This window comes from Castellaniella hirudinis, assembly GCF_047468865.1.
In the GTDB taxonomy this organism is placed as follows: Bacteria; Pseudomonadota; Gammaproteobacteria; order Burkholderiales; family Burkholderiaceae_B; genus Castellaniella; species Castellaniella hirudinis_A.
Genome location: NZ_JBLGTV010000007.1, coordinates 17,406 through 38,769, shown reverse-complemented (window position 1 = coordinate 38,769; position 21,364 = coordinate 17,406). Strand labels below are relative to the sequence as shown.

Here is a 21,364-nt window from a genome sequence, read left to right as displayed (position 1 = left end):
TGGCTTGGATGTTGCCAGCATTTTGTCCTGCAGGCCAGCAGCCAGTACGCATTTTCACCATGAATTTATCGAAAAACTGTTTTTTTCATAAAAATATACCTGAAGATATTGCCTATCATCATTAAAAATTAATCCACTGAGGTTCATCATGAAAGTTCTGGTTCTAGGAGCCGGCGTTGTGGGGGTCACAAGCGCCTATTACCTGGCTCTCCAGGGGCACGACGTCACTGTCATCGACCGTGAATCCAACACCGCCGAAGAAACCAGTTTCGGCAATGCGGGTCAGCTTTCTTTTGGCTATTCCTCTCCATGGGCGGCCCCCGGCATCCCGCTGAAAGCCTTCAAATGGCTGTTTACCCAGCATGCCCCGCTGACCATCCGCCCCGACGGCAGCCTGTTCCAGCTGCGCTGGATGTTCGACATGTGGCGCAATTGCACCCCGCAGCGCTACGCCATCAACAAAGAGCGCATGCTGCGCATGTCGGCCTACAGCCGCCAGTGCCTGCACCAGCTGCAGGCCGACACCAATATCCAGTTCGAAGGCCGCCGCCAGGGCACCTTGCAGGTGTTCCGCACCCAGAAGCAGCTGGATGATGCCCAGCGCGACGTCCAGGCATTGAGCGATGCCGGCGTGGCATTCGAGCTGCTCACCAGCGACCGCCTGGCCGAATACGAGCCCGCCTTGAAGCAAGTGCAGCACAAACTGGTGGGGGGCCTGCGCACCCCGGACGATGAAACCGGCGATTGCCACCTGTTCACCCATGCCCTGACCCGGCTGGCCGAAGCGCAAGGCGTGCAGTTCCGCTACGGCGAAGTCATCCAGGCGGTGCATCAGGCGGGCGGCCAGGTCACTGGCGTGCAATGCGCCTCGGGGCTGATGCAGGCCGATGCCTACGTGGTGGCCCTGGGTTCGTATTCGCCCCTGATGCTGCGCGGCATCGTGGACTTGCCCATCTACCCGATGAAAGGGTATTCCATCACCGTCGATATCGACAATATCGACCGCGCCCCGGTATCCACCCTATTGGACGAAACCTATAAAATCGCCCTGACCCGGTTCGACCAGCGCATCCGGGTGGGCGGCATGGCCGAAGTGGTGGGCTACGACACACACCTGGACAGCCGCCGTCAGCGCACCCTGGAAATGGTGCTGAACGACCTGTTCCCGGGCTGCTACAAACCGGGCGACGTGCATTTCTGGACCGGACTGCGCCCCAAGACCCCGGACAGCACCCCCATCGTGGGGCGCACCAAGCTGGGCAACCTGTATCTGAACACCGGCCATGGCACCCTGGGCTGGACCATGGCTTGCGGCAGTGGCCAGCTGATTGCCGATATTGTGTCGGGCAAAGCCACCGCCATCCGCAGCGAAGACCTGGGCGTACAGCGCTATCGCTGACCCCGCCGGCCCGCCCGATGCGGCGGGCGGCCCGCCGCATCGGACTCAGAGCGTCCAGACGTAGCCGTAATCCAGCAGGTTTTCTATGGGCGGGCGGGGCATTCCCGCACTTTCCGCCCGGCGGCGCAAACGGCTGAACAGGTCCCGGCACCCCTGATCAAGCAGGGCCTGGTGACGATCCTCCGGCCAGATTTGCAGGACGGCATCCAGGAGCTCCCGGTGCGCCACGACATGGCCGGGCGCTTCAAAGAACCCCAACAGCAGGGCGCGCTCGGCCGGGGTCAGGCGCAGACTTCCGGTGTCTTCATGCACCAGCAGCCAGCCCTTTTCGTCCAGCCGCCAAGGGCCAATGCGATATTGACTGCCCAGCACGCCATCCGACAGGCGCCAAGGCGCCTCGACCGTCGCGGCCTGCTGCGCCTGCCGGTATTCCAGCGCGCGCAGCACCGCCATCAAGGTGTGCGCATTGTCTTTCGGACGCAGGACGCTATCCACGCCTTGACTCAGCAGCGCGGCGATTTCGGCCCTGGACAATAAGCGGGTGCGGGCCACCATCAGGGTCTGCCCCCCGCGCGACCGCACCTGCTGCGCCACCTTGCAGTTGGCGGCGACTTCCCCCATCAAGACCACCGCATGCAGCGGCTGCCCCGCCAGCCCCCGGTGCCGGCGTCGAAGTTCGGCTTCTTCTTCGAAACAGCGCACCTGGTAGCCTTCTGTGGACAGGCGATTTCCCCAGCCTTGGTCATCGGGCGCCAAGACCCAGACCAGCCGGGATTGTTGGGATTTATCTTTCGGGTTCTGGTTTTTTTTCATCGTTGTATGCGAAAAGCCCCGCCCTGCCGGGCGAAGGGGTTGGTTATCTGCCATCCAGAAATATTACGTTTGTAATACTTATAAAAACACCAATGTAATACACCTTTTTAGTCCAATAAAGGGGTGGAAACCTTTGGCGATCGAATCCTTTTGAGTCGTACCAGATTGGGGCTGTCTCAGGCCCAGCTGGCGCGTTTGTGCGGCCTGTCGCAAAGCGCGATTTCGGGCTACGAAAACGGCAGCCGGCGATCTTCAAAGAAACTGACGGTAATCGCCCAGATACTGGGCGTAAGTTTCTACTGGCTGATGCACGGCGAAGGCGACCAGTCGCCCGCCCAGCCGGAAGACGCCATGCGCGAAGCCACCCAGCCCTGGCCGTTTCCATCCATCGAACCTCGCTTGTTCTGGGCCCTGAAAGCAAAAGACCGCGACGCCATCGAATCGGCGGTGGCCGTCTTGATCGAAAAACTGCAATCATAAAAGCCCGGCCCCCAGGAACAGCCAAAGCGTCCGCCCCCTTGACGGCCCCGGCGCAGGCTGCCCCGGGGCGAACCGCGCTGCGCCAGGCACTAAAAATCTACTTGCCGACCGCATACAAAAAGAGTTCGACCCGGCGATTGAGCGCCCGGCCCTGGACGGTGCTGTTGTCGCCAATGGGGTTGGCCGCCCCCAGGCCCTCGGCCATAAGACGTCCCGGGGCCACCCCCTGGTTGGCCAGATACTGGGTCACCGCGCCCGCCCGCCGCTGGGACAAGGGCAGGTTGATGCTGTCGTTGCCGGTGGAATCGGTATAGCCAATGGCCTTGGCGCGCAGTTCGGGGTGCTGGTTCAGGGCCCGCGCCACGCTGTCCAGCACCGGCAGCAAGGCGGGTTTGAGAACGGATTGGTTGGTATCGAAGGACACATTGCTGGGGATATTGACCTTCAAGGTGCCGTCGGGCATTTCGATGACGGACACCCCCAGGCTGGAAGCGCCGGACTGCTCGACGTCGCCTTTGATGGCTTTCCAGTTGTAGCCCACCACGCCGCCCACCACGGAACCGATCCCGGCGCCGATCAGCGCCGCGTGGCTGCTGTCGCCGATCAGCACCCCCAGCCCGGCCCCCAGGGCCGCCCCAGCGCCGGCGCCCAGGGCGGTATTCTGCCCCTGGGGAGACACATTGGCGCACGCGGTCAAGAGCGCCAGGCTGCCGATGGCGGCGATGCGCGAAACATTCATCATGGCGGTATTTGTGTTCATGGTAAGACCCCGGTAACGAAGAAAACAAACGTCAGGGTAACAAGTTGTCTTGTACCAATTGCTACATTTTGAAAGCACCCCCAGTGTTACACAGACCCCGGTCAGCCGGCTTACAATCAGTCCGTGCGGGCCGATGCGCCCGAAGCAGGATGCCATGATCGAATTTCAGCATGTCTTCAAATCCTACGGGCGCGGCCGCAACATCCTGGCCGATGTCAATTTTTCGATCGCGCCGGGTGAATTCATTTTCGTCTCGGGGCCGTCCGGCGCCGGCAAATCCACGCTGCTCAAGGTGGTCGGCGGGCTGGAGCCCGCCAGCCGGGGCAGCGTCACGGTCAATGGGCACCGGCTGGATCGCCTGTCCCCCCGCGCCCTGCCCTACCTGCGCCGCACCGTGGGCCTGATCCTGCAGGACGCCCACCTGCTGTTCGACCGCCACGCCTTCGACAACGTGCTGCTGCCGTTGGCGGTGCAGGGCCTGAACCCCGCCATGGCCTCCACCCGCGCCCGCGCGGCTCTCGAAAAAGTCGGCCTGCGGGGCAAAGAAAACCTGCTGCCCATCGAGCTGTCCGGCGGCGAACAGCAGCGCCTGGCGATTGCCCGCGCCATCGTCGGGCGACCCGCCATCCTGATTGCGGACGAACCCACGGCCAATCTGGATCACGACAGCGCCACTCATATCATGGACGTCTTCCGCGACTTCAACCGGGTGGGGGTCACCACCCTGATCGCCTCGCACGATACCGGCCTGATGGCCCGCTACGCGCAACGCACCCTGCACATCGACGCGGGGCGCTTCACCGACCTCCCCGGGGTGGCCCCATGAAGCGCTGGCTGTTGCACCACCGCTACGCCCTGCTGCTGGCCTTGCGCCGCCTGTACCGGCACCCGTTCTCCTCGCTGGCCAATGTGGTGGTCATCGCCCTGATGCTGACGGTGCCCATCCTGGGGGCCGCCATCCTGCAATCCAGCCAGCCGCTGGCCAGGCAACTGGCGGTGACCCCCGAACTCACCCTCTTTCTGGCGGCGGACACCACAGCGGCGCAGCAGCAGGCCCTGCTGCAACGCGTGCGCGCCGAGTCCGGCGCGGACATCGCCGATGCCCAACTGATGCCGCGCGACCAGGCCCTGCGCCAATTGCGGGCCGACCCCGCCTGGGCCCAGGCACTGGACGCCCTGGGCGACAATCCCCTGCCGGACGCCCTGATCGTGACGCTGCGCGACTCCGACACCCCCGTGCGCCAGGCGCGCCAATTGGCGGACACCTGGCGCCAATGGCCCGGGGTCGAACACGTGCAGATGGACAGCGAATGGGTGCAGCGGCTGGAAACGCTGCTGTCGTTCATCCGCGTGGGGCTGGGCATGCTGGCCGTGGCCGTGGCCGTGGTCGTGCTGGCCACGGTCTTCAATACCGTGCGCCTGCAGGCCCTGACACAACGCGATGAAATTGCGGTCGTCCGCCTGGTGGGGGCCACGGAATCCTTTGTCCGGCGGCCCTTTCTTTACCTGGGGGCCATTACCGGCCTGGCCGCCAGCCTGCTGGCCCTGCTGCTGGCCTGGCTGGCGCTGGCCCCGCTGAATGCGCTGCTGGGCCGCTTCGCCCAAAGCTACGGCATCCACTGGGCCATGCAGCTGCCCGCCCCCCAGGACTTGCTCCTGTCCGGCATCCTGGTGATTTTCCTGGGGGCCATCGCCGCCCGGCTATCGGTCACCCGGCATACGCGCTTCTGATGCCCGCGCACGATCCCGCCTCACGGATTGCCGCTTGGCAGCTCCACGCGGGCCGCCACGGCCTGCCCTGGCAAGGCACCCGGGACGCCTACCGCATCTGGCTGTCCGAGATCATGCTGCAGCAAACCCAAGCCAGCACCGTCATCCCCTACTATCAACGTTTTCTCGTGCTTTTTCCCGATGTCGTCAGCCTGGCCGACGCCCCCCTGGACGCCGTCTTGCAGGCCTGGGCGGGCCTGGGCTATTACGCGCGGGCGCGCCACCTGCACCGCTGCGCCCGGATCGTGCGCGACGAACACCAGGGGCGGTTTCCCCAGCAGGCGGAGGCCCTGGCGCAACTGCCCGGCATCGGCCGATCCACGGCGGCGGCGATTGCCGCCTTCAGCCAGGGGGCGCGGCTGCCGATCCTGGACGGCAACGTCCGCCGGGTGCTGATCCGCTATCTGGCGCTGCCCGGCGACCCGCAGGCGGCCGCCACAAGCCGTCTTTTGTGGCGGCAGGCCCAAGCCTGGCTGGACGGCGCCCCGGCCGATCTGGACATGCGGGCCTACACCCAGGGGCAGATGGATCTGGGGGCCACAGTCTGCACCCGGCGCCGGCCCGACTGCGCGCGCTGCCCTCTGGCGGCAGACTGTGCCGCCCGGCGCCAGGGCGTGCAGGACAGCCTGCCGGCCCCGCGGGCGCGCCTCGCGCAACCGACGCACGCCGCCTGGCTGCTGATCCTGGAACACCGGCAAAACCTCTGGCTGCAGCGCCGCCCGGAAGCGGGCGTATGGGGCGGTTTATGGACGCCGCCCGTCCTGGGCAGCGCGACGGCGCTGGAAGCGGTTCTGCGCACCCTGGGCCAACCCCGGGCCACCGCGCTGGCGGGACTCACCCATGTGTTCACGCATTTTCGCCTGGCCATCCAGCCCGTTTGGGTGCGCCTGCCGGACAGCCTGGAAACGGTATCGCCGCATTGGCGAGATCTGCCGGCGGACGACACGGTGTCCATCCCGCGCAACCCGGTGCCAATCGCCCTGGACGCGGGGCAAGCGGGCTGGACGCCGATCCCCGAACGCGTCTTGCGGGGCATGCCCGCGCCGGTATCCGCCCTGCTGGACGGACTCTACCCCGCCGACGCGGGCCGAACCGCGCAAGCCTGAGCCCCGGTGTGCGGCAAGCCGGGCGGGCGGCGCCGCTATATCCCGCCGCGCCCGGCACCGCCGGGCCGCGTTTCAGGCTGGTGCGCCCCGATGCTCATCAACAAGCCGCACGCCACCCCCAGCGTCATCAGGGCCGTGCCGCCATAGCTCATGAACGGCAGCGGCACCCCCACCACAGGCAGAATCCCCGTGACCATGCCGATGTTCACGAACACATAGACGAACATCATCATCGACATGGCGCCCGCCAGCAGGCGCCCAAACTGCGTGGGCGCCCGCACGGTGATGCTCAGGCCGCGCAGCACCAGCAAAGCGTACAGCACCAGCAGGGCCACCCCGCCATAGAGGCCGAATTCCTCGGCGAACACGGCGAAGATGAAATCGGTGGTGCGCTCCGGGATGAAATCCAGGTGGGTCTGGGTGCCCTGCATATAGCCCTTGCCATACACGCCGCCCGACCCCACCGCGATCATCGACTGGATGGTGTGAAACCCCTTGCCCAAGGGATCGGTGCCGGGGTTCAGCAGCACGCAGACGCGATATTTCTGGTAGTCATGCAAGACCACCCAGTCCACATCGGGCTGGCAGAGCTGATTCTCGTAGGCAATCACGGTGCCCAGGCCCACGGCCACGACCAGGGTGACAGGCGCCAGCAATTTGAACGAAAACCCGGCAAAATAAATCACGCAAAACCCCGACGCCAGCACCAGCAAGGCGGTGCCCAGGTCGGGCTGGTCGATGATCAGGGCGGCGGGCACCAGCAGCAATATGCCCGCGACTAGAAAATCCTGGATGCGGAAACGGCTGTCCGACTGGCGCTGGAAGTACCAGGCCAGCATCAGCGGCACGGCGATTTTCATCATCTCCGACGGCTGCACCCGGACGAAGCCCAGGTTCAGCCAGCGGGTGGCGCCCTTGCTGGTCACCCCGAAAAACATGACGGCCAGCAGCAGCAGCACCCCCAGCGTATAGAAATAAGGCGCCGTGCGCATGATGACGCTGGGCCGCAACAGGGCCACCAGCCACATCACCCCGAAGGCCAGCATGAAATTACGCAACTGGTCGGCAAAACGCCAATCGGTATTTCCCACGGCCGAATGCATGGTGGACATCCCCACCAGCGCCATGAGCACCAACAGCACCAGCAGGGGCCAGTCCAGGACGGCCAGCAAACGGCGCAGAGCCTGCACGATGAGTTTCATCCCAGATCCTCCAGGGCGCCATCCCCCGCGGGGGTCTCCGTATCGGGCAAGGGAGCGGGCTCGGGGACGGCATCCTGCTCGGGATCGGGCAAGGCCGTCGGCACGTCCGCCACCGGACGGTTGCCGCCCGAAGACGCCGCCGGCCCGGCCGCGGCCCGGGCTTCTTCCAGTTCCGCGCGCGCCTGCCGTTCTTCGTAAAGCCGCTGCTGGCGCCGGGCGATGCGGACGGGTTCCAGCCAGTAGTCGAACAAAGCGCGGGCGACCGGAGCCGCCACCGAGGCCCCCCAGCCGCCGTTTTCCACAATCAGCGCCAACGCGATCTGCGGATCGTCGACCGGGGCATAGGCCATGAACAGCGCATGATCGCGCAGGCGTTCGTCCACCGTCTGCGCCTTGTATTTCGCCCCTTTCAGGCTATAGACCTGAGCGGTGCCAGTCTTGCCCGCCGCCTGGTAGGACGCGCCTTCGAAAGCGCGCCGCGCCGTGCCTTTGCGCACCACGTCGACCATGGCCTCGCGCACCACTTGCAGGTTTTCCGGCTTCAGCGGAATCGTGTACTGCGGCGCCCGCACCGGATACGAGAACCGCCCGCTCTGGGGGTCGATGATGCGCCGCACCAAATGGGGCTTCATATAGATGCCGTCGTTGGCCAGCACCGACGTGGCCTGGGCCAGCTGCAGCAGGGTAAACGCGTTGTAGCCCTGGCCCACGGCCACCGACACGGTTTCCCCCTGATACCAATGCTGCTGCGAAGGTTTTTTATAGGCCTCGCGCTTCCAGGCCCGCGACGGCAACACGCCCCGGCGTTCGCCATCCAGGTCGATGCCGGTAATCTGCCCAAAGCCGAATTGCTTGCTGAAATCGTGCAAGGCATCCACGTCCATCATGGCGCCCAGAGAATAAAAATAGGTATCCGATGACACCACGATCGCCCGGTGCATATCGGTGGGGCCGTAGGCCGCCCCGCCGGCATTGCGGAAACGCTGCCCGGCCAGTTCGAAATACCCCGGATCGGACAGCCGCTCACGCGGGCCGCGCAAGCCCATTTCCAGGGCGGCCAGCGCGACAAAAGGCTTATAGGTGGAGCCAATCGGGTAGGTGCCGTACAACGGCCGGTTGATCAGCGGGTGATCCGGGGATTCGTTCAACTTGCGCCAGCTCTCGACGTCGATGCCGTCGATGAACAGGTTGGGGTCGAAAGACGGCGACGAAACGAAAGCCAGGATTTCCCCGGTCTTGGGCTGTATGGCCACCAGCGCGCCCCGGCGGCCCTCGAACTGGGCTTCCGCCAGCTTTTGCAGGCCGGCATCCAGAGAGAGTTCGAGATTGTCTCCCGGCACGGGATCGTCGCGGCTGAGTTCGCGGACAGGACGGCCCGTCGCGGTGACTTCCAGTTCATCGACCCCGGTACGGCCGTGCAGCACGGTTTCCCAGGTTTTTTCTATGCCTTTCTTGCCGATCACCAATGTGCCGCGATAATTGCCTTCCTGGCCGGTTTTCTCCAGGTATTTTTCATCCTCTTCGGAGATGCGGCCGACAAAGCCCAGCACATGGGCGGCGGATTCATGCCCGGGATAAGACCGAACCCAGCGCGCCTGCAGGTTCACCCCCGGAAACTCGAACGCGTGGACGGCAAACCAGGAAGCTTCGATGTCGTTGAGGTTATTGCGCAGCAAAATCGGCGTATAGCGGCCGCTTTGCTCGTACAGCCGCAGAAACCGGCGCTGATCGCTGTCGCTGATGTAGACGAATGCGCGCAGGCGGTCGAGCAGGTCTTCTATTTTCCCTTCGACCTGGGCGCGCGTCACCACCAGTGTGTAGTCTCGCAGGTTGGTGGCCAGGACTTCGCCCGCGCGGTCGGTGATCTGGCCCCGGCGCGGGGTCACCGGCACAATGGTGATGCGGTTCTGGTCGGCCCGGGCGGACAGGTTGTCGTAGCGTTCCACCTGCAAATACCACAAGCGAGCCACCAGCAACAGCAGGAAAACCAGGGCAAAGACACCCGCCACCCAGGCCCGCAGCAAGACGGTCTGGCGCTGGTGCTGGCCGGTTTTGCGAAATTCGAACATGCGCGCCCGCTAGACCGCGCCCACGTCGTCGCCATCCAGGCGGCGCTGGGGCAACAGCAGCAATACATCGACCAGCGGCAGCAGAGCCCCCGTGAGCAGGGCCGACCAGAGCCAGTCCCAGCCGACCCATTCGCCATTCAGCCAGGCCCCCAGCAAGCGCGTGACCAGCCCGGCCGCCACCAGGACCGGAATGAGATGGACGGTCTGAACCCAGACATTGAAATGCCGCAGGCGCCCATGAAGGCGCAGCACCCCATAGGCGCACAACAGGTAATCCAGGGCGTGCAGCCCCAGCAGGCCGGCATCGTGCGCGTCCATCAGCAGACCCAGCGCCACGGCCGTCAACAAGCCCACGCGATTGGGCTCGTGCAGGCACCAGAACACCAGCACCAGCAGCAACATGTCGGGCACCGGCTGCCACAGCCGCCAAGGCAGCAAAGACGCCAGCCAGACGAGCAGCAAGGATCCCCATACCCACAAGATGGACGAAGGCCGGGAGAACGGCGCCGCATCCACGGGCTGCAAGGACATCAGGGACGACCTCCCGGCGGGGGGTCTACGGCTGGGCAAGGGCATGTTCAAGATCCTCGGCCTGCGGCAGATTGTCGGTATCCACCCGCATGACCAGAAAATGGCGATAGCGTTCTGGATGCGACAGCGGCTGGGCGACCGCCATGGCAAACCCGGTGCCGGGGTCCCGATCGACCTTGTCGACCCGCGCAACAGGCAGCCCGGCTGGAAACAGGCCGCCGATCCCGCTGGTGACCAGCGTATCGCCGGGCTGCACATCCATGCTGGCCGTCAGATAGCGCACTTCGAGCTTGCCGACTTCGTCGCTGCCGAAGGCGATCAGCCGCAGCCCGTTGCGCAGCACCTGCACCGGGATGGACACCTGGTCGTCGATCAACAAGGCGGCCTCGGAGGTATAGGGCGTGACCCGCACGATCTGTCCCACCACCCCGCCTTCGTCGATGACCGGCATGCCGGGCCTGATCCCCGCCTGGGTGCCTTTGTTGAAGATCAGGCGGTGGCTGAAGGCATTGGGGGGTTCGTAGAATACTTCGACCGCCACGGACGGCTGGGTGATGGACTCGGAGACCTTCAACAGGCGGCGCAATTGCTCGTTTTCGGTGGTCAACTGGGCCGCATGGGTGGCCAGCTGGGCCATTTCGATCTGCTGGCGACGCAGGGCGTCTTGTTCCTCGCGCGCCAGGGCGGCCGCGTGCGACCAGCTATCGACGTATTCCAGCGCCTGGCGCGGCGCCATCACCACCCGCTGGAACGGATAGACGGCCACCGACAACGCCTGGCGCACAGGGCGCAGCACCGGCCAATGGGCATCTGTGATGATCAGGCCCAGGCACAGCGCCAGCAACAGCACCAAACGGACTTCGATGCTGGGCCCGCGCTTGAACAACCGCAGATTGCCGGGTTCGCGCATGACGGCACCAGTTTTTCATCAATCGTAGATAAATACCCCGCCCAGGCGTTCGAGATGTTCGAGGGCTTCGCCGCAACCGCGCACCACGCAGGTGAGCGGGTCTTCGGCCACCACTACCGGCAGGCCGGTTTCTTCCTGCAGCAGGCGATCCAGGTCGTGCAGCAGCGCCCCGCCGCCGGTCAGCGCAATGCCCTTGTCGGTGATGTCGGCGCCGAGTTCGGGCGGGGTTTGCTCCAGCGCGGTCTTGACGGCGGAAACGATCTGATTGAGCGGATCGGTGAGCGATTCGAGGATTTCGTTGGACGATACCGTGAAGCTGCGCGGCACGCCTTCGGACAGATTGCGGCCCTTGACCTCGATTTCGCGGATTTCGGAGCCCGGGAACGCCGAGCCGATTTCTTTTTTGATGAGTTCGGCGGTGGGTTCGCCGATCAGCATGCCGTAATTGCGGCGGATGTAGTTGATGATGGCTTCGTCGAATTTATCGCCGCCCACCCGCACCGAGCCTTTGTAGACCATGCCGCCCAGCGAAATCACGGCGACTTCGGTGGTGCCCCCGCCGATGTCGACCACCATGGACCCGCTGGCATCGGACACGGCCAGGCCCGCGCCGATGGCGGCGGCCATGGGCTCTTCGATGAGGTAGACCTGGCTGGCGCCCGCGCCCAGGGCGGATTCCCGGATGGCGCGGCGTTCGACCTGGGTGGAGCCGCAAGGCACGCACACGATGATGCGCGGGCTGGGGGCCAGCATGCTGCGCGGATGCACCATGCGGATGAACTGCTTGAGCATTTGCTCGGTGACGGTGAAATCGGCGATGACGCCGTCTTTCATGGGGCGGATGGCCTCGATGTTGCCGGGCACCCGGCCCAGCATCTGCTTGGCCTCGTGACCCACCGCCTGAATGATTTTCTTCCCGTTGGGGCCGCCGTCGTGGCGGATGGCCACCACCGAGGGTTCATCGAGCACAATGCCCTTGCTGCGGACGTAGATCAGTGTATTGGCCGTGCCGAGGTCGATGGCCATATCACTGGAGAAGTAACTGCGTAGAAATCCGAACATGGGCGCACAAATAAAATGAAAATGGAGCGATCCTGCGTAAAAGGCCCGGGGTCGCTGGCCCTTGAGGCCGGCGTGGCAGCACAGACCATGGCAAGCTGCATGGAATCGGTAATGATAACTTATAATCCTCTATGGTCAGGGCCGGAATTGCAGGGAAAGTTTTGCAGAACTCCCGCTTTTAGGTCCTTCTGATACATCCGCACACACCCGGCTGCTTTCGCGGCAGCCCCTCTGGCATAACGACATGGCACTCACAGAACAGGATATCGCCCGGCTGGCACGGCTATCCGGCCTGCAACTGGACCCCACCGATCAATCCCGCGCCTCGCAGGAACTCACCCGCATTCTGGCCTTGATCGAAGAACTTCAGGCCGTCGATACCCACGGCATCGAACTCATGGCGCACCCCTTGGCCGCCCACCAGGCCATTGCCCTGCGGCTGTGCGACGACGTCGCCGAAGCGGCCCAATCCACCGCGCAGCGCGACGCCTGCCTCGAAAACGCCCCCGCCGCCCACCAGGGCCTGTTTCTCGTGCCCACCGTCATCGAATAACCCCATGTCCCAGCTTTCCTCATTTCGCAGCATCCAGGCCCTGGGCGACGCCCTGCGCCAGCGGCAAGTCAGCGCCACCGAAATCGCCGCCGACGCCCTGCGCGCCGCCCGCCAGCACCCGGATCCCAACGTCTTCCTGCACCTCGACGACGACCTGACCCTGGCCCAGGCGCAGGCCGCCGACCAGGCCCTGGCCAGCGGCCAGGCCGGGCCGCTGACGGGCATCCCCATCGCCCACAAAGACCTGTTCGTCACCCGGGGCTGGCGCACCACGGCGGCCAGCCGCATGCTGGCCGATTACGTCAGCCCCTTCGACGCCACCGTGGTCGGCCAATTGCGGCAGGCCGGGGCGGTGTCGCTGGGTAAACTCAGCTGCGACGAATTCGCCATGGGCTCAAGCAATGAAAATTCCGCCTTCGGCCCCGTGCAGAATCCCTGGGATCCAAGCCGCATCCCCGGCGGATCATCGGGCGGGTCGGCCGCCGCCGTGGCCGCCGGCCTGGTGCTGGGCGCCACCGGCACCGATACCGGCGGGTCGGTGCGCCAGCCCGCCGCCTACTGCGGCGTCAGCGGCATCAAGCCCACCTATGGCACGGTCTCGCGCTACGGCATCATCGCCTACGCATCCAGCCTGGATCAGGCCGGCCCCCTGGCGCGCAGCGCCCAGGATTTGGTTCCCCTGCTGGATGCCATCAGCGGCTTCGACCCCAAAGATTCCACCAGCCTGGAGACCTGCGACGGCCAGGCCAACGCCCCGGGCCGCGTCCAGGCCGCCTACGGCCAGGCCCAGGCAGGCTTCCAGGCGGCGGGCGCGCTGCCCCTGAAGGGCCTGCGCATCGGTGTCCCACGCGAATTCTTCAACGAGGGCTTGGCCGCCGACGTCGGCGCGGCCATCGAAGCCGCCCTGCAAGTGTTCCAGTCGCTGGGGGCCGTGCGGGTAGATGTTTCCCTGCCGCGCACCCGGCTGGCCATCCCGGCGTACTACGTCATCGCCCCCGCCGAAGCCTCCAGCAACCTGTCGCGCTACGACGGCGTGCGCTACGGCCATCGGGCCGATCACTACACCGACCTGGCCGACATGACGACGCGTTCGCGCACCGAAGGTTTCGGCGACGAAGTGCGCCGCCGCATCCTGGTGGGCACTTATGTGCTGTCGCACGGCTATTACGACGCCTACTACCTGCAGGCCCAACGCGTGCGCCGCATGATCGCGGACGACTTCCAGCGCGTGCTGGCGCAAGACTGCGACGTCATCATGGGGCCGGTCACCCCCACCACGGCACGCCGGATCGGCGACAATCGCCAAGACCCCATCGCCGATTGGCTCAGTGACATCTACACCCTGGGCGTCAATCTGGCGGGGCTGCCCGGCCTGTCCATCCCTTGCGGGTTCGGCGGGGACAGCGGGCGCCTGCCCATCGGGCTGCAGGTCATCGGCCGCTACTTCGACGAAGGCCGCCTGCTGGCCCTGGCCGACCGCTACCAGCAGGCCACCGACTGGCATACACACACACCGGAACACGCATAATGGATTGGGAAATCGTCATCGGGCTGGAAACCCACGCCCAGCTGTCCACACAGTCTAAGATTTTTTCGCGCAGCAGCACGCGTTTCGGCGCCCAGCCCAATACCCAGGCCAATGCCGTGGACATGGCCCTGCCGGGGTCGCTGCCCGCGATGAACCGGGGCGCGGTGGAACGCGCCATCCAGTTCGGCCTGGCCATCGGGGCACGCGTGGCCAACCGTTCCGTATTCGCCCGCAAAAACTATTTTTACCCCGATCTGCCCAAAAACTATCAGATCAGCCAGTTCGAGCTGCCCATCGTGGTGGGCGGCCAGCTGTCGTTTTTCGTGGGCGAAACCGAACACACCATCAACCTGACCCGCGCCCACCTGGAAGAAGACGCGGGCAAGTCCCTGCACGAGCACTTCACCGGGCCGCACGGCGAATCCTCCAGCGGCATCGACCTGAACCGCGCCGGCACGCCGCTGCTGGAAATCGTCACCGAGCCCGAAATGCGCTCGGCCGCCGAGGCCGTGGCCTATGCCCGCACGCTGCATGGGCTGGTGGTCTGGCTGGGCATCTGCGACGGCAATATGCAAGAAGGCTCTTTCCGCTGCGACGCCAATGTGTCGGTGCGGCCACGCGGCCAGGCGGCCTTCGGCACGCGCTGCGAAATCAAGAATCTGAATTCCTTCCGTTTTCTGGAACGCGCCATCCAGCACGAAGTCCGCCGCCAGACCGAACTCATCGAAGACGGCGGCCAAGTGGTGCAGGAAACCCGCCTGTACGACCCGGATCGCGATGAAACCCGCAGCATGCGCACCAAGGAAGATTCCGACGATTACCGGTATTTCCCGGATCCGGATCTGCCGCCGCTGATCGTGTCCGACGACTGGATCGCCGAAGTCCGCGCCGCCCTGCCCGAACTCCCCGCCGCCAAGCGGGCGCGATTTGAAGCCGACCTGGGCTTGACGCCCTACGATGCCGCGCAGCTGACGCTGCACCGCGCCGTGGCGGATTATTTTGAAACGGCGGCGGCGGCCCTGCCCGCCGGCCAGGCCAAGCAGGCAGCCAACTGGGTGCTGGGCGAGTTGTCCGCCGCGCTCAACCGCGATGGCCTGGACATCAGCCAGTCGCCAGTGGCCCCGACCCAGCTGGCGGCGCTGATCGGCCGTATCCTGGACGGCACGATTTCCACCAAGATCGCCCGCGATGTGTTCGCGGCGATGTGGTCGGCCGAATCGGGCGGCGATGCGGATGCCATCATCGAATCCCGCGGCCTGCGCCAGATCAGCGATACGGGGGCCATCGAAGCGATGATCGACACGGTGCTGGCCGACAATCCCGCCATCGTGGCGCAATATCACGAAGGCAAGCAAAAGGCGTTCAATTCACTGGTCGGCCAGGTGATGAAAGCCGCCAAGGGCAAGGCCAACCCGCAACAGGTGAATACGATTCTGAAGGCGAAGCTGGACGCTTGATTTTTTCAACGCGCTACCTGAACGAAGGGTGATGGATGGCTGTACCAACATATGATCAGTTCATTGAGCCTGTCTTGCGATTTTTGGCCACTCCGCAGGCCTCAGAGGGCGTGAAAGCCAGCTTGGTACATGAGGCTGCCGCAGATGCGCTCACCCTGAATGACGATCAGCGCCAAGAAATTCTAGATAGTGGCCAACCCATTTTTCGAAACCGCACGGGGTGGGCACATGATCGCTTGAAGCGAGCTGGCTTATCAGAAAGTGCAAAGCGCGGGTACTGGCGAATTACCGAGGCAGGCCGCGCCTATATTGCGCAACACCCCACACCCTTGCCTGCAGCTGAAGTTGACCGCCTTGCCAACATTTTCAAAACGGTTGAATCGTTGCGCCCCAGGGATGCCGTACCCATCGAGCCTCAGTTCATACAAGTGCGAGACAGCGGCGCGGGCTCCTTGAGCCCCGATGATCGCCTGACTCAAGCGCTCGCTGAACTACGGGAAGCCACAGCGAGCGATTTGCATGAAAGCCTGCTTCAGGTATCACCAGCCAGGTTTGAAGTGATTGTGCTTGATGTATTGCACCAACTGGGGTACGGCACAAGCCGCACCGACCTGCAGCGGGTCGGCGGTACAGGGGATGGCGGGATCGACGGTGTGATCTCCCTCGACAAACTGGGCCTCGAAAAGGTCTACGTCCAGGCTAAACGTTGGCAAAACACAGTAGGGCGCCCAGAATTACAAGCATTCTATGGCGCCTTGGCGGGTCAGAAAGCCAAGCGCGGTATTTTCATGACGACATCAGGGTTCACCGCTCAGGCAGTAGACTTTGCCAAATCCGTCGAAGGTATTGTCCTGATCGACGGCTCCCGGTTAGTCAATCTGATGATGGATTATGAAGTTGGGGTGTCGTCAAAAGCCGTAAAACTCCCAAAGATTGATGCGGACTATTTTGATGAGTAAATCCAGCCATCCCTTTGAGAAACAAGAGATACATCTTCTGAAACCATGTGACGCATCGCTTGTTGGTTGGGCGCCTCCTGCGCACGAACGCGCTTGCAAGTCTCGGATAAAGCCGCGCTCAAAGACCGAAGTCCTCCCGCAAGCGCCCAACTCGGTGCATCTTCTCATGCAAAATGGTCACGATACCGATGTCACCATTCGAGAGGCGGCGCCAATAGACAAAGTGCCGCTCATAACGGAAGAAATAACCATCAATGCCGAACGCTGCCGGAATAGTGCGGGATACGGTCTGGTGCGTGGCAATACCCTCAAATGCCTCAAATAAACCCGTGATGTAGCGCTCGGCCTGTTGCGCCCCCCAGCGCTCATACGTATAACGATAAATGTCGTCCAGCCGCCAGGATGCTGCTTCCTGAATGCGTATCTGGGCCTTGATCATGACGAAAATCAGACTCGGTGACGCGCGATAACGTCTGCTGCCGTCAAAGGTTTGTATGACGACTCCGGTGCCGCCCATGTGTGCGTGAGTTCGGCCTTGAGCCGCTCGAATGCAGCCGCTTCCCTGGCTTCTTTGTCACGACGAATGAGGTCTCTTACATACTCGCTGACGTTCTCGTAGTCGCCTTGCTCACCAACATTTGCGGCAACGAATTCGCTCAGAGAGCCACTGAGGCGCACTGTCATGGTGGTGGTGTTCGTGCGGGACATGGTCAGCTCCTTGCAGCTTGATGTCTTCAATATACTCAATAATGAAGACGCCCCACAAGGCTATTTAAAATCAATAAGATACAACTCAAAGCGCGGGCCCGAGTACCGGCATCCTGGTGCTCTATAGTGGCCTACGCTCAAATCCCATACCGATCCCGGTAGGCCTCCACCGCCGCCCGGTGCTGCGCCAAAGTCGCATCCCCTTCCAGCAGGGCCATCACATCCATCAAAGATGCAATGCTGACCACCGGAATGCCGTAGGTCTGCGCCACATCCTGCACGGCGGAATGCGCCGACAAGGCCCCATCGGCCCCGGCGCGCTCCATGCGATCCAAGGCGATCAGCACCGCCGCCGGGCGCGCGCCGGCGGCGCGAATCAGGGCCACGGATTCGCGCACCGATGTGCCCGCCGTGATTACATCGTCGATAATCACCACCCCGCCCTGCAACGGCGCTCCCACCAGCACCCCGCCCTCGCCGTGATCCTTGGCTTCCTTGCGGTTGAAGGCGAAAGGCACCATGCGCCCCGCCATGGCAGGCTGCTGCGCCAAGGCGACCGCGGTGGTCGTGGCCAGGGGAATCCCCTTATAAGCCGGCCCGAACAGCATATCGAAATCCAGTCCCGCTTCCAGCAGGGCCTGGGCATAGAATTGCCCCAGCCGCCCCACGCTGGCGCCATCATTGAACAAGCCCGCATTGAAAAAATATGGACTCAAACGCCCCGATTTGGTTTGAAACCGGCCAAAGCGCAAAACCCCCTGATCCAGGGCAAAACGGACAAATGCTTGGGCGTGCGAACGGGGCATGACGATATCTCGATCTGGAAAAACCCACATTATCGACCAATCCGGCGTCCCTTGAACACAGCTGGGCAAGCGCCCGCCCGCCAAGGGGCTTCCCCGCCCCTGACAGCACCCAGCGTTTGAGCCTATGATAATGGGTTGGTTCATTTGTCCATTCAAAGGTCTGCCATGCGTCAACCGGCGTACTTCATTTCCCACGGCGGCGGCCCCTGGCCCTGGATGCCGGATCCCGACGGCAACTACACCAACCTGGCCCAGGCGCTGCGCGACATCCCCGCCGCGCTGCCCCAGGCGCCGCGTGCCATCTTGATGGTGTCGGCGCATTGGATCACCCGCGACCAGGTCAAAGTCAGCGGCCACCCCCAGCCCGGCATGGTCTACGACTACCACGGGTTTCCCGCCGACACCTACGAAATCCACTACACCGCGCCCGGGTCGCCCCGTTTGGCGGCCCGGGTGCACAGCCTGCTGTCGGCCAAGGACATCCCCGTCAGCGAAGACACCCGGCGCGGCTACGACCACGGCGCTTTCGTACCGGCCTACGTGATGTATCCCAAGGCCCGGATTCCCATGGTGCAACTGTCCATCAACGCCCATTTCGATCCCAATTGGCACCATGCCCTGGGGGCAGCCCTGCAGCCCCTGCGCGACGAAAACATTCTGATCATCGGCAGCGGGCTCAGTTTTCATAATATGCGGGGCTTCAACGCCGCCGGCGCGGAACCCTCGGCCCGCTTCGATGCCTGGCTGCAGCAATCCCTGGTGGATCAGCCCGCCGATCAGCGCAAAGCCTCGCTGGCCCGCTGGGCTCAAGCCCCCGCCGCCCGCATCTGCCATCCCATGGAAGACCACTTGGTGCCCTTGTTCGTGGCCAACGGCGCGGCAGGCGACGACCCAGTATCCTGTATTCAGCACGACACCCGCGGGTTCGGCGGGCTGACCATTTCCAGTTTTCGTTTTGGCTGAAGGACGCCTGTGCTACGCATCACCTCGCTCAACGTCAATGGCATCCGGGCCGCTTTTCGCAAAGGCCTGCCCGATTGGCTGCATGCCCAGCGGCCGGATATCGTCTGCCTGCAGGAAATCAAAATCCAGGATGCCGATCTTAACGACGCCCTGCGCCACCCCGACGGCTACACCGGCCATTTCCACCATGCCGAGAAAAAAGGCTACAGCGGCGTGGGGCTGTATATGCGCCAGCCCGCCCAGCGCGTGGCCAGCGGCATGGCCTGCCCGGAATTCGACGCCGAAGGCCGCATTCTGCGGGCCGACTGGCCGGGCCTGAGCGTGATCAGCGCCTATCTGCCATCGGGATCCAGCGGCGACCCCCGCCAAGAAGCCAAATACCGTTTCCTGGATCACTTCGAGGGCTGGCTGGACGGCCTGATGCAGGAATACCGCCACAGCGGGCGCGAATTCATCATTTGCGGGGACTGGAACATTGCCCACCACGAAATCGACCTGAAAAACTGGAAAGGCAACCTGAAGAACAGCGGATTCCTGCCCGAGGAACGCGCCTGGCTCGGCAAAATCCTGAACCAGCACGGCTGGGTGGATGTTTACCGCCGCCTGCACCCCGAAGCCACGGGCGAGGCCTATACCTGGTGGAGCAACCGCGGGCAGGCCTGGGCCAACAATGTCGGGTGGCGCATCGACTACCATATCGCCACCCCCGGCATGGCCGCCCGCGCCCGATCCGCCGCCATCTACAAGGCCGAACGCTTCAGCGACCACGCGCCGCTGACCATTGATTACGACTTTCCCCGCGCTGCGTCATGTTAAATTGGCATTAAATGCCGTACAATCAAACGTAATCGTTATATTTCACCGATTTCCCAGGAGGCCGCCATGTCCGAATCCGTAGAAAGCGCCGTCGCCGTTGCTTCTGGCCTGCAAAACTGGGCCATGATGCAAGAAAAGCAAAACGTGCTGCTCAACAAGGTTCTGGATGGTCAAGCCAACACCATACTCAGCCTGGTCAATTCCGTGCCCAGCGTCCCCCAGTTGGCCAGCAGCGGTTCGGTCGGCACCTTGCTGCACACCACGGCTTGATTTTTTCTGTTTGGTGACAGCCAGGCAGCTCGGCTGGCTCACGGCCCTGAAAAGGGCTGTCATCCAGCTTAAGGCCCCGCGCATGCGGGGCCTTTTTCGTGTCCGGCGCTCACCAGGCCGGCGGATCAGGCGGGCGCGCGGCGCCGCGGCGGCGGGGTTGGGCCACCCATGCGCTGATAGTGCTGCGCCAGCACCGCGCACACCATCAGCTGGATTTGATGGAAAATCATCAGGGGCAGCAGCACCGGCCCGATGGCGCTGGCACTGAACAACACCCCCGCCATGGGCACCCCGGTGGCCATGCTTTTCTTCGAGCCGCAGAACACGATGGTGATTTCGTCCGGCCGGTTGAAGCCCAGCCGCCGGGTCGACCATGTATTGAGCACCAGCACGATGGCCAGCAACACGCAGCAGACAAGCACCAGCCAAACCAGCGATTGCGGGTCGACCTGGGACCATAGCCCCGCCACCACGGATTCGCTGAAAGCGGTATACACCACCAACAGAATCGAGCTTTGATCGACCTTGGTGACCAGAGCGCGATGGCGATCCATCCAGCGGCCGATGACCGGGCGCATCAGGTGCCCCGCCACGAAAGGCAGAAAAATCTGCTGGCCAATGCGCAAGATGGATTGCAGCAAAGACGTGCTGTCCAACGCCGAGGTATCGGTTTTCAGCAACAGCTGCAGCAGCAGAGGCGTGATGACGATGCCGACGATGCTGGACGCCGAAGCCGCACAGACCGCCGCCGGAATATTGCCCCGCGCAATGGATGTAAAGGCGATGGCCGACTGCACGGTGCCCGGCAACACGCACAGATACAGCACCCCCACGTATAAAGGCTCGCCCAGCAAAGGCGTCAGCACCGGGCCCAGGGCCCAGCCCAGCAGCGGAAACAGGACGAAGGTCCAGAGGAAAATCACGCCATGCAGACGCCAGTGCGTGGCCCCCGCAATGATGGCTTCACGCGACAGCTTCGCGCCATGCATGAAAAACAGCAGCGCAATGGCCGCCGCCGTCAGCCAGTGGAAAAACACAGCCCCCTGACCATGCGCGGGCAGCAGGGTTGCCGTCGTCACCACCACAATCAAAATCAAGGTGAAGCGATCGAACAGCAGGCGTAACTTAGAAACCATGACGCATTTTTTCCTTGGCGAAGCGGCTGAACCCAGTCAGATTAAATGAATCCGGCTTCGAGGTTT

At 63.7% G+C, this 21,364-nt stretch carries 23 protein-coding genes; 12 read left to right on the top strand and 11 right to left on the bottom strand.

All coding sequences use genetic code 11. The features are described from left to right. Window positions 1-148: 148 nt before the first annotated feature. Window positions 149-1,399, top strand: coding sequence for a D-amino acid dehydrogenase (locus ACMHYJ_RS10310; RefSeq protein WP_414246085.1), 1,251 nt, complete (start codon window positions 149-151; stop codon window positions 1,397-1,399). Window positions 1,400-1,444: 45 nt separating this feature from the next. Here ACMHYJ_RS10310 and ACMHYJ_RS10305 read toward each other — a convergent pair whose 3' ends face one another. Next, complete coding sequence (locus tag ACMHYJ_RS10305; RefSeq protein ID WP_414246084.1) at window positions 1,445-2,212, bottom strand: winged helix-turn-helix domain-containing protein; 768 nt, start codon at window positions 2,210-2,212, stop codon at window positions 1,445-1,447. 123 nt (window positions 2,213-2,335) lie between these two features. On the opposite strand from ACMHYJ_RS10305, the gene ACMHYJ_RS10300 reads away from it, so the two are divergent. Continuing rightward, the gene (locus ACMHYJ_RS10300) at window positions 2,336-2,692 is read left to right on the top strand and encodes a helix-turn-helix domain-containing protein (protein WP_414246083.1); all 357 of its coding nucleotides are present in this window, start codon (window positions 2,336-2,338) and stop codon (window positions 2,690-2,692) included. A 97-nt stretch (window positions 2,693-2,789) separates the two neighbouring features. On the opposite strand, the gene ACMHYJ_RS10295 is transcribed toward ACMHYJ_RS10300, so the two are convergent. After that, window positions 2,790-3,452: an OmpA family protein gene (locus ACMHYJ_RS10295; RefSeq protein ID WP_414246082.1), complete on the bottom strand. Its 663-nt coding sequence runs from the start codon at window positions 3,450-3,452 to the stop codon at window positions 2,790-2,792. Between the two features lie 154 nt (window positions 3,453-3,606). Between ACMHYJ_RS10295 and ACMHYJ_RS10290 the strand changes: the two genes are divergently transcribed. The 3 genes from ACMHYJ_RS10290 to mutY are packed head-to-tail and all read left to right on the top strand — an operon-like array spanning window position 3,607 to window position 6,328. Then, the gene (locus ACMHYJ_RS10290) at window positions 3,607-4,278 is read left to right on the top strand and encodes a cell division ATP-binding protein FtsE (RefSeq protein ID WP_414246081.1); all 672 of its coding nucleotides are present in this window, start codon (window positions 3,607-3,609) and stop codon (window positions 4,276-4,278) included. Then, window positions 4,275-5,183, top strand: a complete 909-nt coding sequence (locus ACMHYJ_RS10285; protein WP_414246080.1) for a cell division protein FtsX — start codon at window positions 4,275-4,277, stop codon at window positions 5,181-5,183. The genes ACMHYJ_RS10290 and ACMHYJ_RS10285 overlap by 4 nt, the downstream gene beginning before the upstream one ends. After that, window positions 5,183-6,328 carry an A/G-specific adenine glycosylase gene (gene mutY, locus ACMHYJ_RS10280; protein ID WP_414246079.1) on the top strand — a complete coding sequence of 382 codons (1,146 nt, stop codon included), beginning with the start codon at window positions 5,183-5,185 and terminating at the stop codon, window positions 6,326-6,328. Before ACMHYJ_RS10285 ends, mutY begins: the two co-directional genes overlap by 1 nt. A 35-nt stretch (window positions 6,329-6,363) precedes the next feature. Here the strand turns inward: mutY and rodA are convergent, their stop codons facing one another. The 5 genes from rodA to ACMHYJ_RS10255 are packed head-to-tail and all read right to left on the bottom strand — an operon-like array spanning window position 6,364 to window position 12,102. Beyond that, window positions 6,364-7,530, bottom strand: a complete 1,167-nt coding sequence (rodA, locus tag ACMHYJ_RS10275; RefSeq protein ID WP_414246078.1) for a rod shape-determining protein RodA — start codon at window positions 7,528-7,530, stop codon at window positions 6,364-6,366. Next, window positions 7,527-9,599 carry a penicillin-binding protein 2 gene (gene mrdA, locus ACMHYJ_RS10270; protein WP_414246077.1) on the bottom strand — a complete coding sequence of 691 codons (2,073 nt, stop codon included), beginning with the start codon at window positions 9,597-9,599 and terminating at the stop codon, window positions 7,527-7,529. The genes rodA and mrdA overlap by 4 nt, the downstream gene beginning before the upstream one ends. A gap of 9 nt (window positions 9,600-9,608) precedes the next feature. Continuing rightward, window positions 9,609-10,130, bottom strand: a complete 522-nt coding sequence (gene mreD / locus ACMHYJ_RS10265) for a rod shape-determining protein MreD (RefSeq protein ID WP_414246076.1) — start codon at window positions 10,128-10,130, stop codon at window positions 9,609-9,611. A gap of 25 nt (window positions 10,131-10,155) precedes the next feature. Continuing rightward, entirely contained in the window at window positions 10,156-11,040 is an 885-nt protein-coding gene (mreC, locus tag ACMHYJ_RS10260) for a rod shape-determining protein MreC (RefSeq protein WP_414246075.1), read from the bottom strand. Window positions 11,041-11,058: 18 nt separating this feature from the next. Further along, window positions 11,059-12,102, bottom strand: coding sequence for a rod shape-determining protein (locus tag ACMHYJ_RS10255; RefSeq protein WP_043685149.1), 1,044 nt, complete (start codon window positions 12,100-12,102; stop codon window positions 11,059-11,061). A 244-nt stretch (window positions 12,103-12,346) separates the two neighbouring features. Between ACMHYJ_RS10255 and gatC the strand changes: the two genes are divergently transcribed. The 4 genes from gatC to ACMHYJ_RS10235 are packed head-to-tail and all read left to right on the top strand — an operon-like array spanning window position 12,347 to window position 16,599. Then, window positions 12,347-12,655 carry an Asp-tRNA(Asn)/Glu-tRNA(Gln) amidotransferase subunit GatC gene (gatC, locus tag ACMHYJ_RS10250; RefSeq protein WP_414246074.1) on the top strand — a complete coding sequence of 103 codons (309 nt, stop codon included), beginning with the start codon at window positions 12,347-12,349 and terminating at the stop codon, window positions 12,653-12,655. 4 nt (window positions 12,656-12,659) lie between these two features. After that, window positions 12,660-14,183 (top strand): Asp-tRNA(Asn)/Glu-tRNA(Gln) amidotransferase subunit GatA, encoded by a 1,524-nt coding sequence (gatA, locus tag ACMHYJ_RS10245; protein ID WP_414246073.1) that lies wholly within the window; start codon window positions 12,660-12,662, stop codon window positions 14,181-14,183. Beyond that, window positions 14,183-15,640: an Asp-tRNA(Asn)/Glu-tRNA(Gln) amidotransferase subunit GatB gene (gene gatB, locus ACMHYJ_RS10240; RefSeq protein ID WP_414246072.1), complete on the top strand. Its 1,458-nt coding sequence runs from the start codon at window positions 14,183-14,185 to the stop codon at window positions 15,638-15,640. Before gatA ends, gatB begins: the two co-directional genes overlap by 1 nt. Window positions 15,641-15,675: 35 nt before the next feature. Then, window positions 15,676-16,599 (top strand): restriction endonuclease, encoded by a 924-nt coding sequence (locus ACMHYJ_RS10235; protein WP_414246071.1) that lies wholly within the window; start codon window positions 15,676-15,678, stop codon window positions 16,597-16,599. 118 nt (window positions 16,600-16,717) lie between these two features. Here the strand turns inward: ACMHYJ_RS10235 and ACMHYJ_RS10230 are convergent, their stop codons facing one another. From ACMHYJ_RS10230 to pyrE, 3 genes are all read right to left on the bottom strand, one after another. Next, window positions 16,718-17,038 carry a type II toxin-antitoxin system RelE/ParE family toxin gene (locus ACMHYJ_RS10230; RefSeq protein ID WP_414246070.1) on the bottom strand — a complete coding sequence of 107 codons (321 nt, stop codon included), beginning with the start codon at window positions 17,036-17,038 and terminating at the stop codon, window positions 16,718-16,720. Window positions 17,039-17,046: 8 nt separating this feature from the next. Then, the gene (locus tag ACMHYJ_RS10225; protein ID WP_414246069.1) at window positions 17,047-17,307 is read right to left on the bottom strand and encodes a ribbon-helix-helix domain-containing protein; all 261 of its coding nucleotides are present in this window, start codon (window positions 17,305-17,307) and stop codon (window positions 17,047-17,049) included. Window positions 17,308-17,444: 137 nt separating this feature from the next. Next, a complete protein-coding gene (gene pyrE / locus ACMHYJ_RS10220; RefSeq protein ID WP_414246068.1) occupies window positions 17,445-18,113 on the bottom strand; it encodes an orotate phosphoribosyltransferase in 669 nt (222 codons plus the stop codon). Window positions 18,114-18,278: 165 nt separating this feature from the next. Here pyrE and ACMHYJ_RS10215 point away from each other — a divergent pair, with 165 nt between their 5' ends. The 3 genes from ACMHYJ_RS10215 to ACMHYJ_RS10205 all read left to right on the top strand — a co-directional run bounded on the left by ACMHYJ_RS10215 (window position 18,279) and on the right by ACMHYJ_RS10205 (window position 20,162). After that, window positions 18,279-19,076, top strand: coding sequence for a DODA-type extradiol aromatic ring-opening family dioxygenase (locus ACMHYJ_RS10215; RefSeq protein WP_414246067.1), 798 nt, complete (start codon window positions 18,279-18,281; stop codon window positions 19,074-19,076). A 9-nt stretch (window positions 19,077-19,085) separates the two neighbouring features. Further along, window positions 19,086-19,892 (top strand): exodeoxyribonuclease III, encoded by an 807-nt coding sequence (locus ACMHYJ_RS10210; RefSeq protein WP_414246066.1) that lies wholly within the window; start codon window positions 19,086-19,088, stop codon window positions 19,890-19,892. Between the two features lie 66 nt (window positions 19,893-19,958). Continuing rightward, window positions 19,959-20,162 (top strand): hypothetical protein, encoded by a 204-nt coding sequence (locus ACMHYJ_RS10205; protein ID WP_414246065.1) that lies wholly within the window; start codon window positions 19,959-19,961, stop codon window positions 20,160-20,162. 125 nt (window positions 20,163-20,287) lie between these two features. On the opposite strand, the gene ACMHYJ_RS10200 is transcribed toward ACMHYJ_RS10205, so the two are convergent. Continuing rightward, window positions 20,288-21,298 (bottom strand): bile acid:sodium symporter family protein, encoded by a 1,011-nt coding sequence (locus tag ACMHYJ_RS10200; protein WP_414246064.1) that lies wholly within the window; start codon window positions 21,296-21,298, stop codon window positions 20,288-20,290. Window positions 21,299-21,364: the final 66 nt, after the last annotated feature.

Coding starts and splice junctions, on each gene's coding strand:
- ACMHYJ_RS10310 (WP_414246085.1), top strand. CDS start 149: ATGAAAGTTCTGGTTCTAGGAGCCGGCGTTGTGGGGGTCACAAGCGCC.
- ACMHYJ_RS10305 (WP_414246084.1), bottom strand. CDS start 2,212: ATGAAAAAAAACCAGAACCCGAAAGATAAATCCCAACAATCCCGGCTG.
- ACMHYJ_RS10295 (WP_414246082.1), bottom strand. CDS start 3,452: ATGAACACAAATACCGCCATGATGAATGTTTCGCGCATCGCCGCCATC.
- ACMHYJ_RS10290 (WP_414246081.1), top strand. CDS start 3,607: ATGATCGAATTTCAGCATGTCTTCAAATCCTACGGGCGCGGCCGCAAC.
- ACMHYJ_RS10285 (WP_414246080.1), top strand. CDS start 4,275: ATGAAGCGCTGGCTGTTGCACCACCGCTACGCCCTGCTGCTGGCCTTG.
- mutY (WP_414246079.1), top strand. CDS start 5,183: ATGCCCGCGCACGATCCCGCCTCACGGATTGCCGCTTGGCAGCTCCAC.
- rodA (WP_414246078.1), bottom strand. CDS start 7,530: ATGAAACTCATCGTGCAGGCTCTGCGCCGTTTGCTGGCCGTCCTGGAC.
- mrdA (WP_414246077.1), bottom strand. CDS start 9,599: ATGTTCGAATTTCGCAAAACCGGCCAGCACCAGCGCCAGACCGTCTTG.
- mreD (WP_414246076.1), bottom strand. CDS start 10,130: ATGTCCTTGCAGCCCGTGGATGCGGCGCCGTTCTCCCGGCCTTCGTCC.
- mreC (WP_414246075.1), bottom strand. CDS start 11,040: ATGCGCGAACCCGGCAATCTGCGGTTGTTCAAGCGCGGGCCCAGCATC.
- ACMHYJ_RS10255 (WP_043685149.1), bottom strand. CDS start 12,102: ATGTTCGGATTTCTACGCAGTTACTTCTCCAGTGATATGGCCATCGAC.
- gatC (WP_414246074.1), top strand. CDS start 12,347: ATGGCACTCACAGAACAGGATATCGCCCGGCTGGCACGGCTATCCGGC.
- gatA (WP_414246073.1), top strand. CDS start 12,660: ATGTCCCAGCTTTCCTCATTTCGCAGCATCCAGGCCCTGGGCGACGCC.
- gatB (WP_414246072.1), top strand. CDS start 14,183: ATGGATTGGGAAATCGTCATCGGGCTGGAAACCCACGCCCAGCTGTCC.
- ACMHYJ_RS10235 (WP_414246071.1), top strand. CDS start 15,676: ATGGCTGTACCAACATATGATCAGTTCATTGAGCCTGTCTTGCGATTT.
- ACMHYJ_RS10230 (WP_414246070.1), bottom strand. CDS start 17,038: ATGATCAAGGCCCAGATACGCATTCAGGAAGCAGCATCCTGGCGGCTG.
- ACMHYJ_RS10225 (WP_414246069.1), bottom strand. CDS start 17,307: ATGTCCCGCACGAACACCACCACCATGACAGTGCGCCTCAGTGGCTCT.
- pyrE (WP_414246068.1), bottom strand. CDS start 18,113: ATGCCCCGTTCGCACGCCCAAGCATTTGTCCGTTTTGCCCTGGATCAG.
- ACMHYJ_RS10215 (WP_414246067.1), top strand. CDS start 18,279: ATGCGTCAACCGGCGTACTTCATTTCCCACGGCGGCGGCCCCTGGCCC.
- ACMHYJ_RS10205 (WP_414246065.1), top strand. CDS start 19,959: ATGTCCGAATCCGTAGAAAGCGCCGTCGCCGTTGCTTCTGGCCTGCAA.
- ACMHYJ_RS10200 (WP_414246064.1), bottom strand. CDS start 21,298: ATGGTTTCTAAGTTACGCCTGCTGTTCGATCGCTTCACCTTGATTTTG.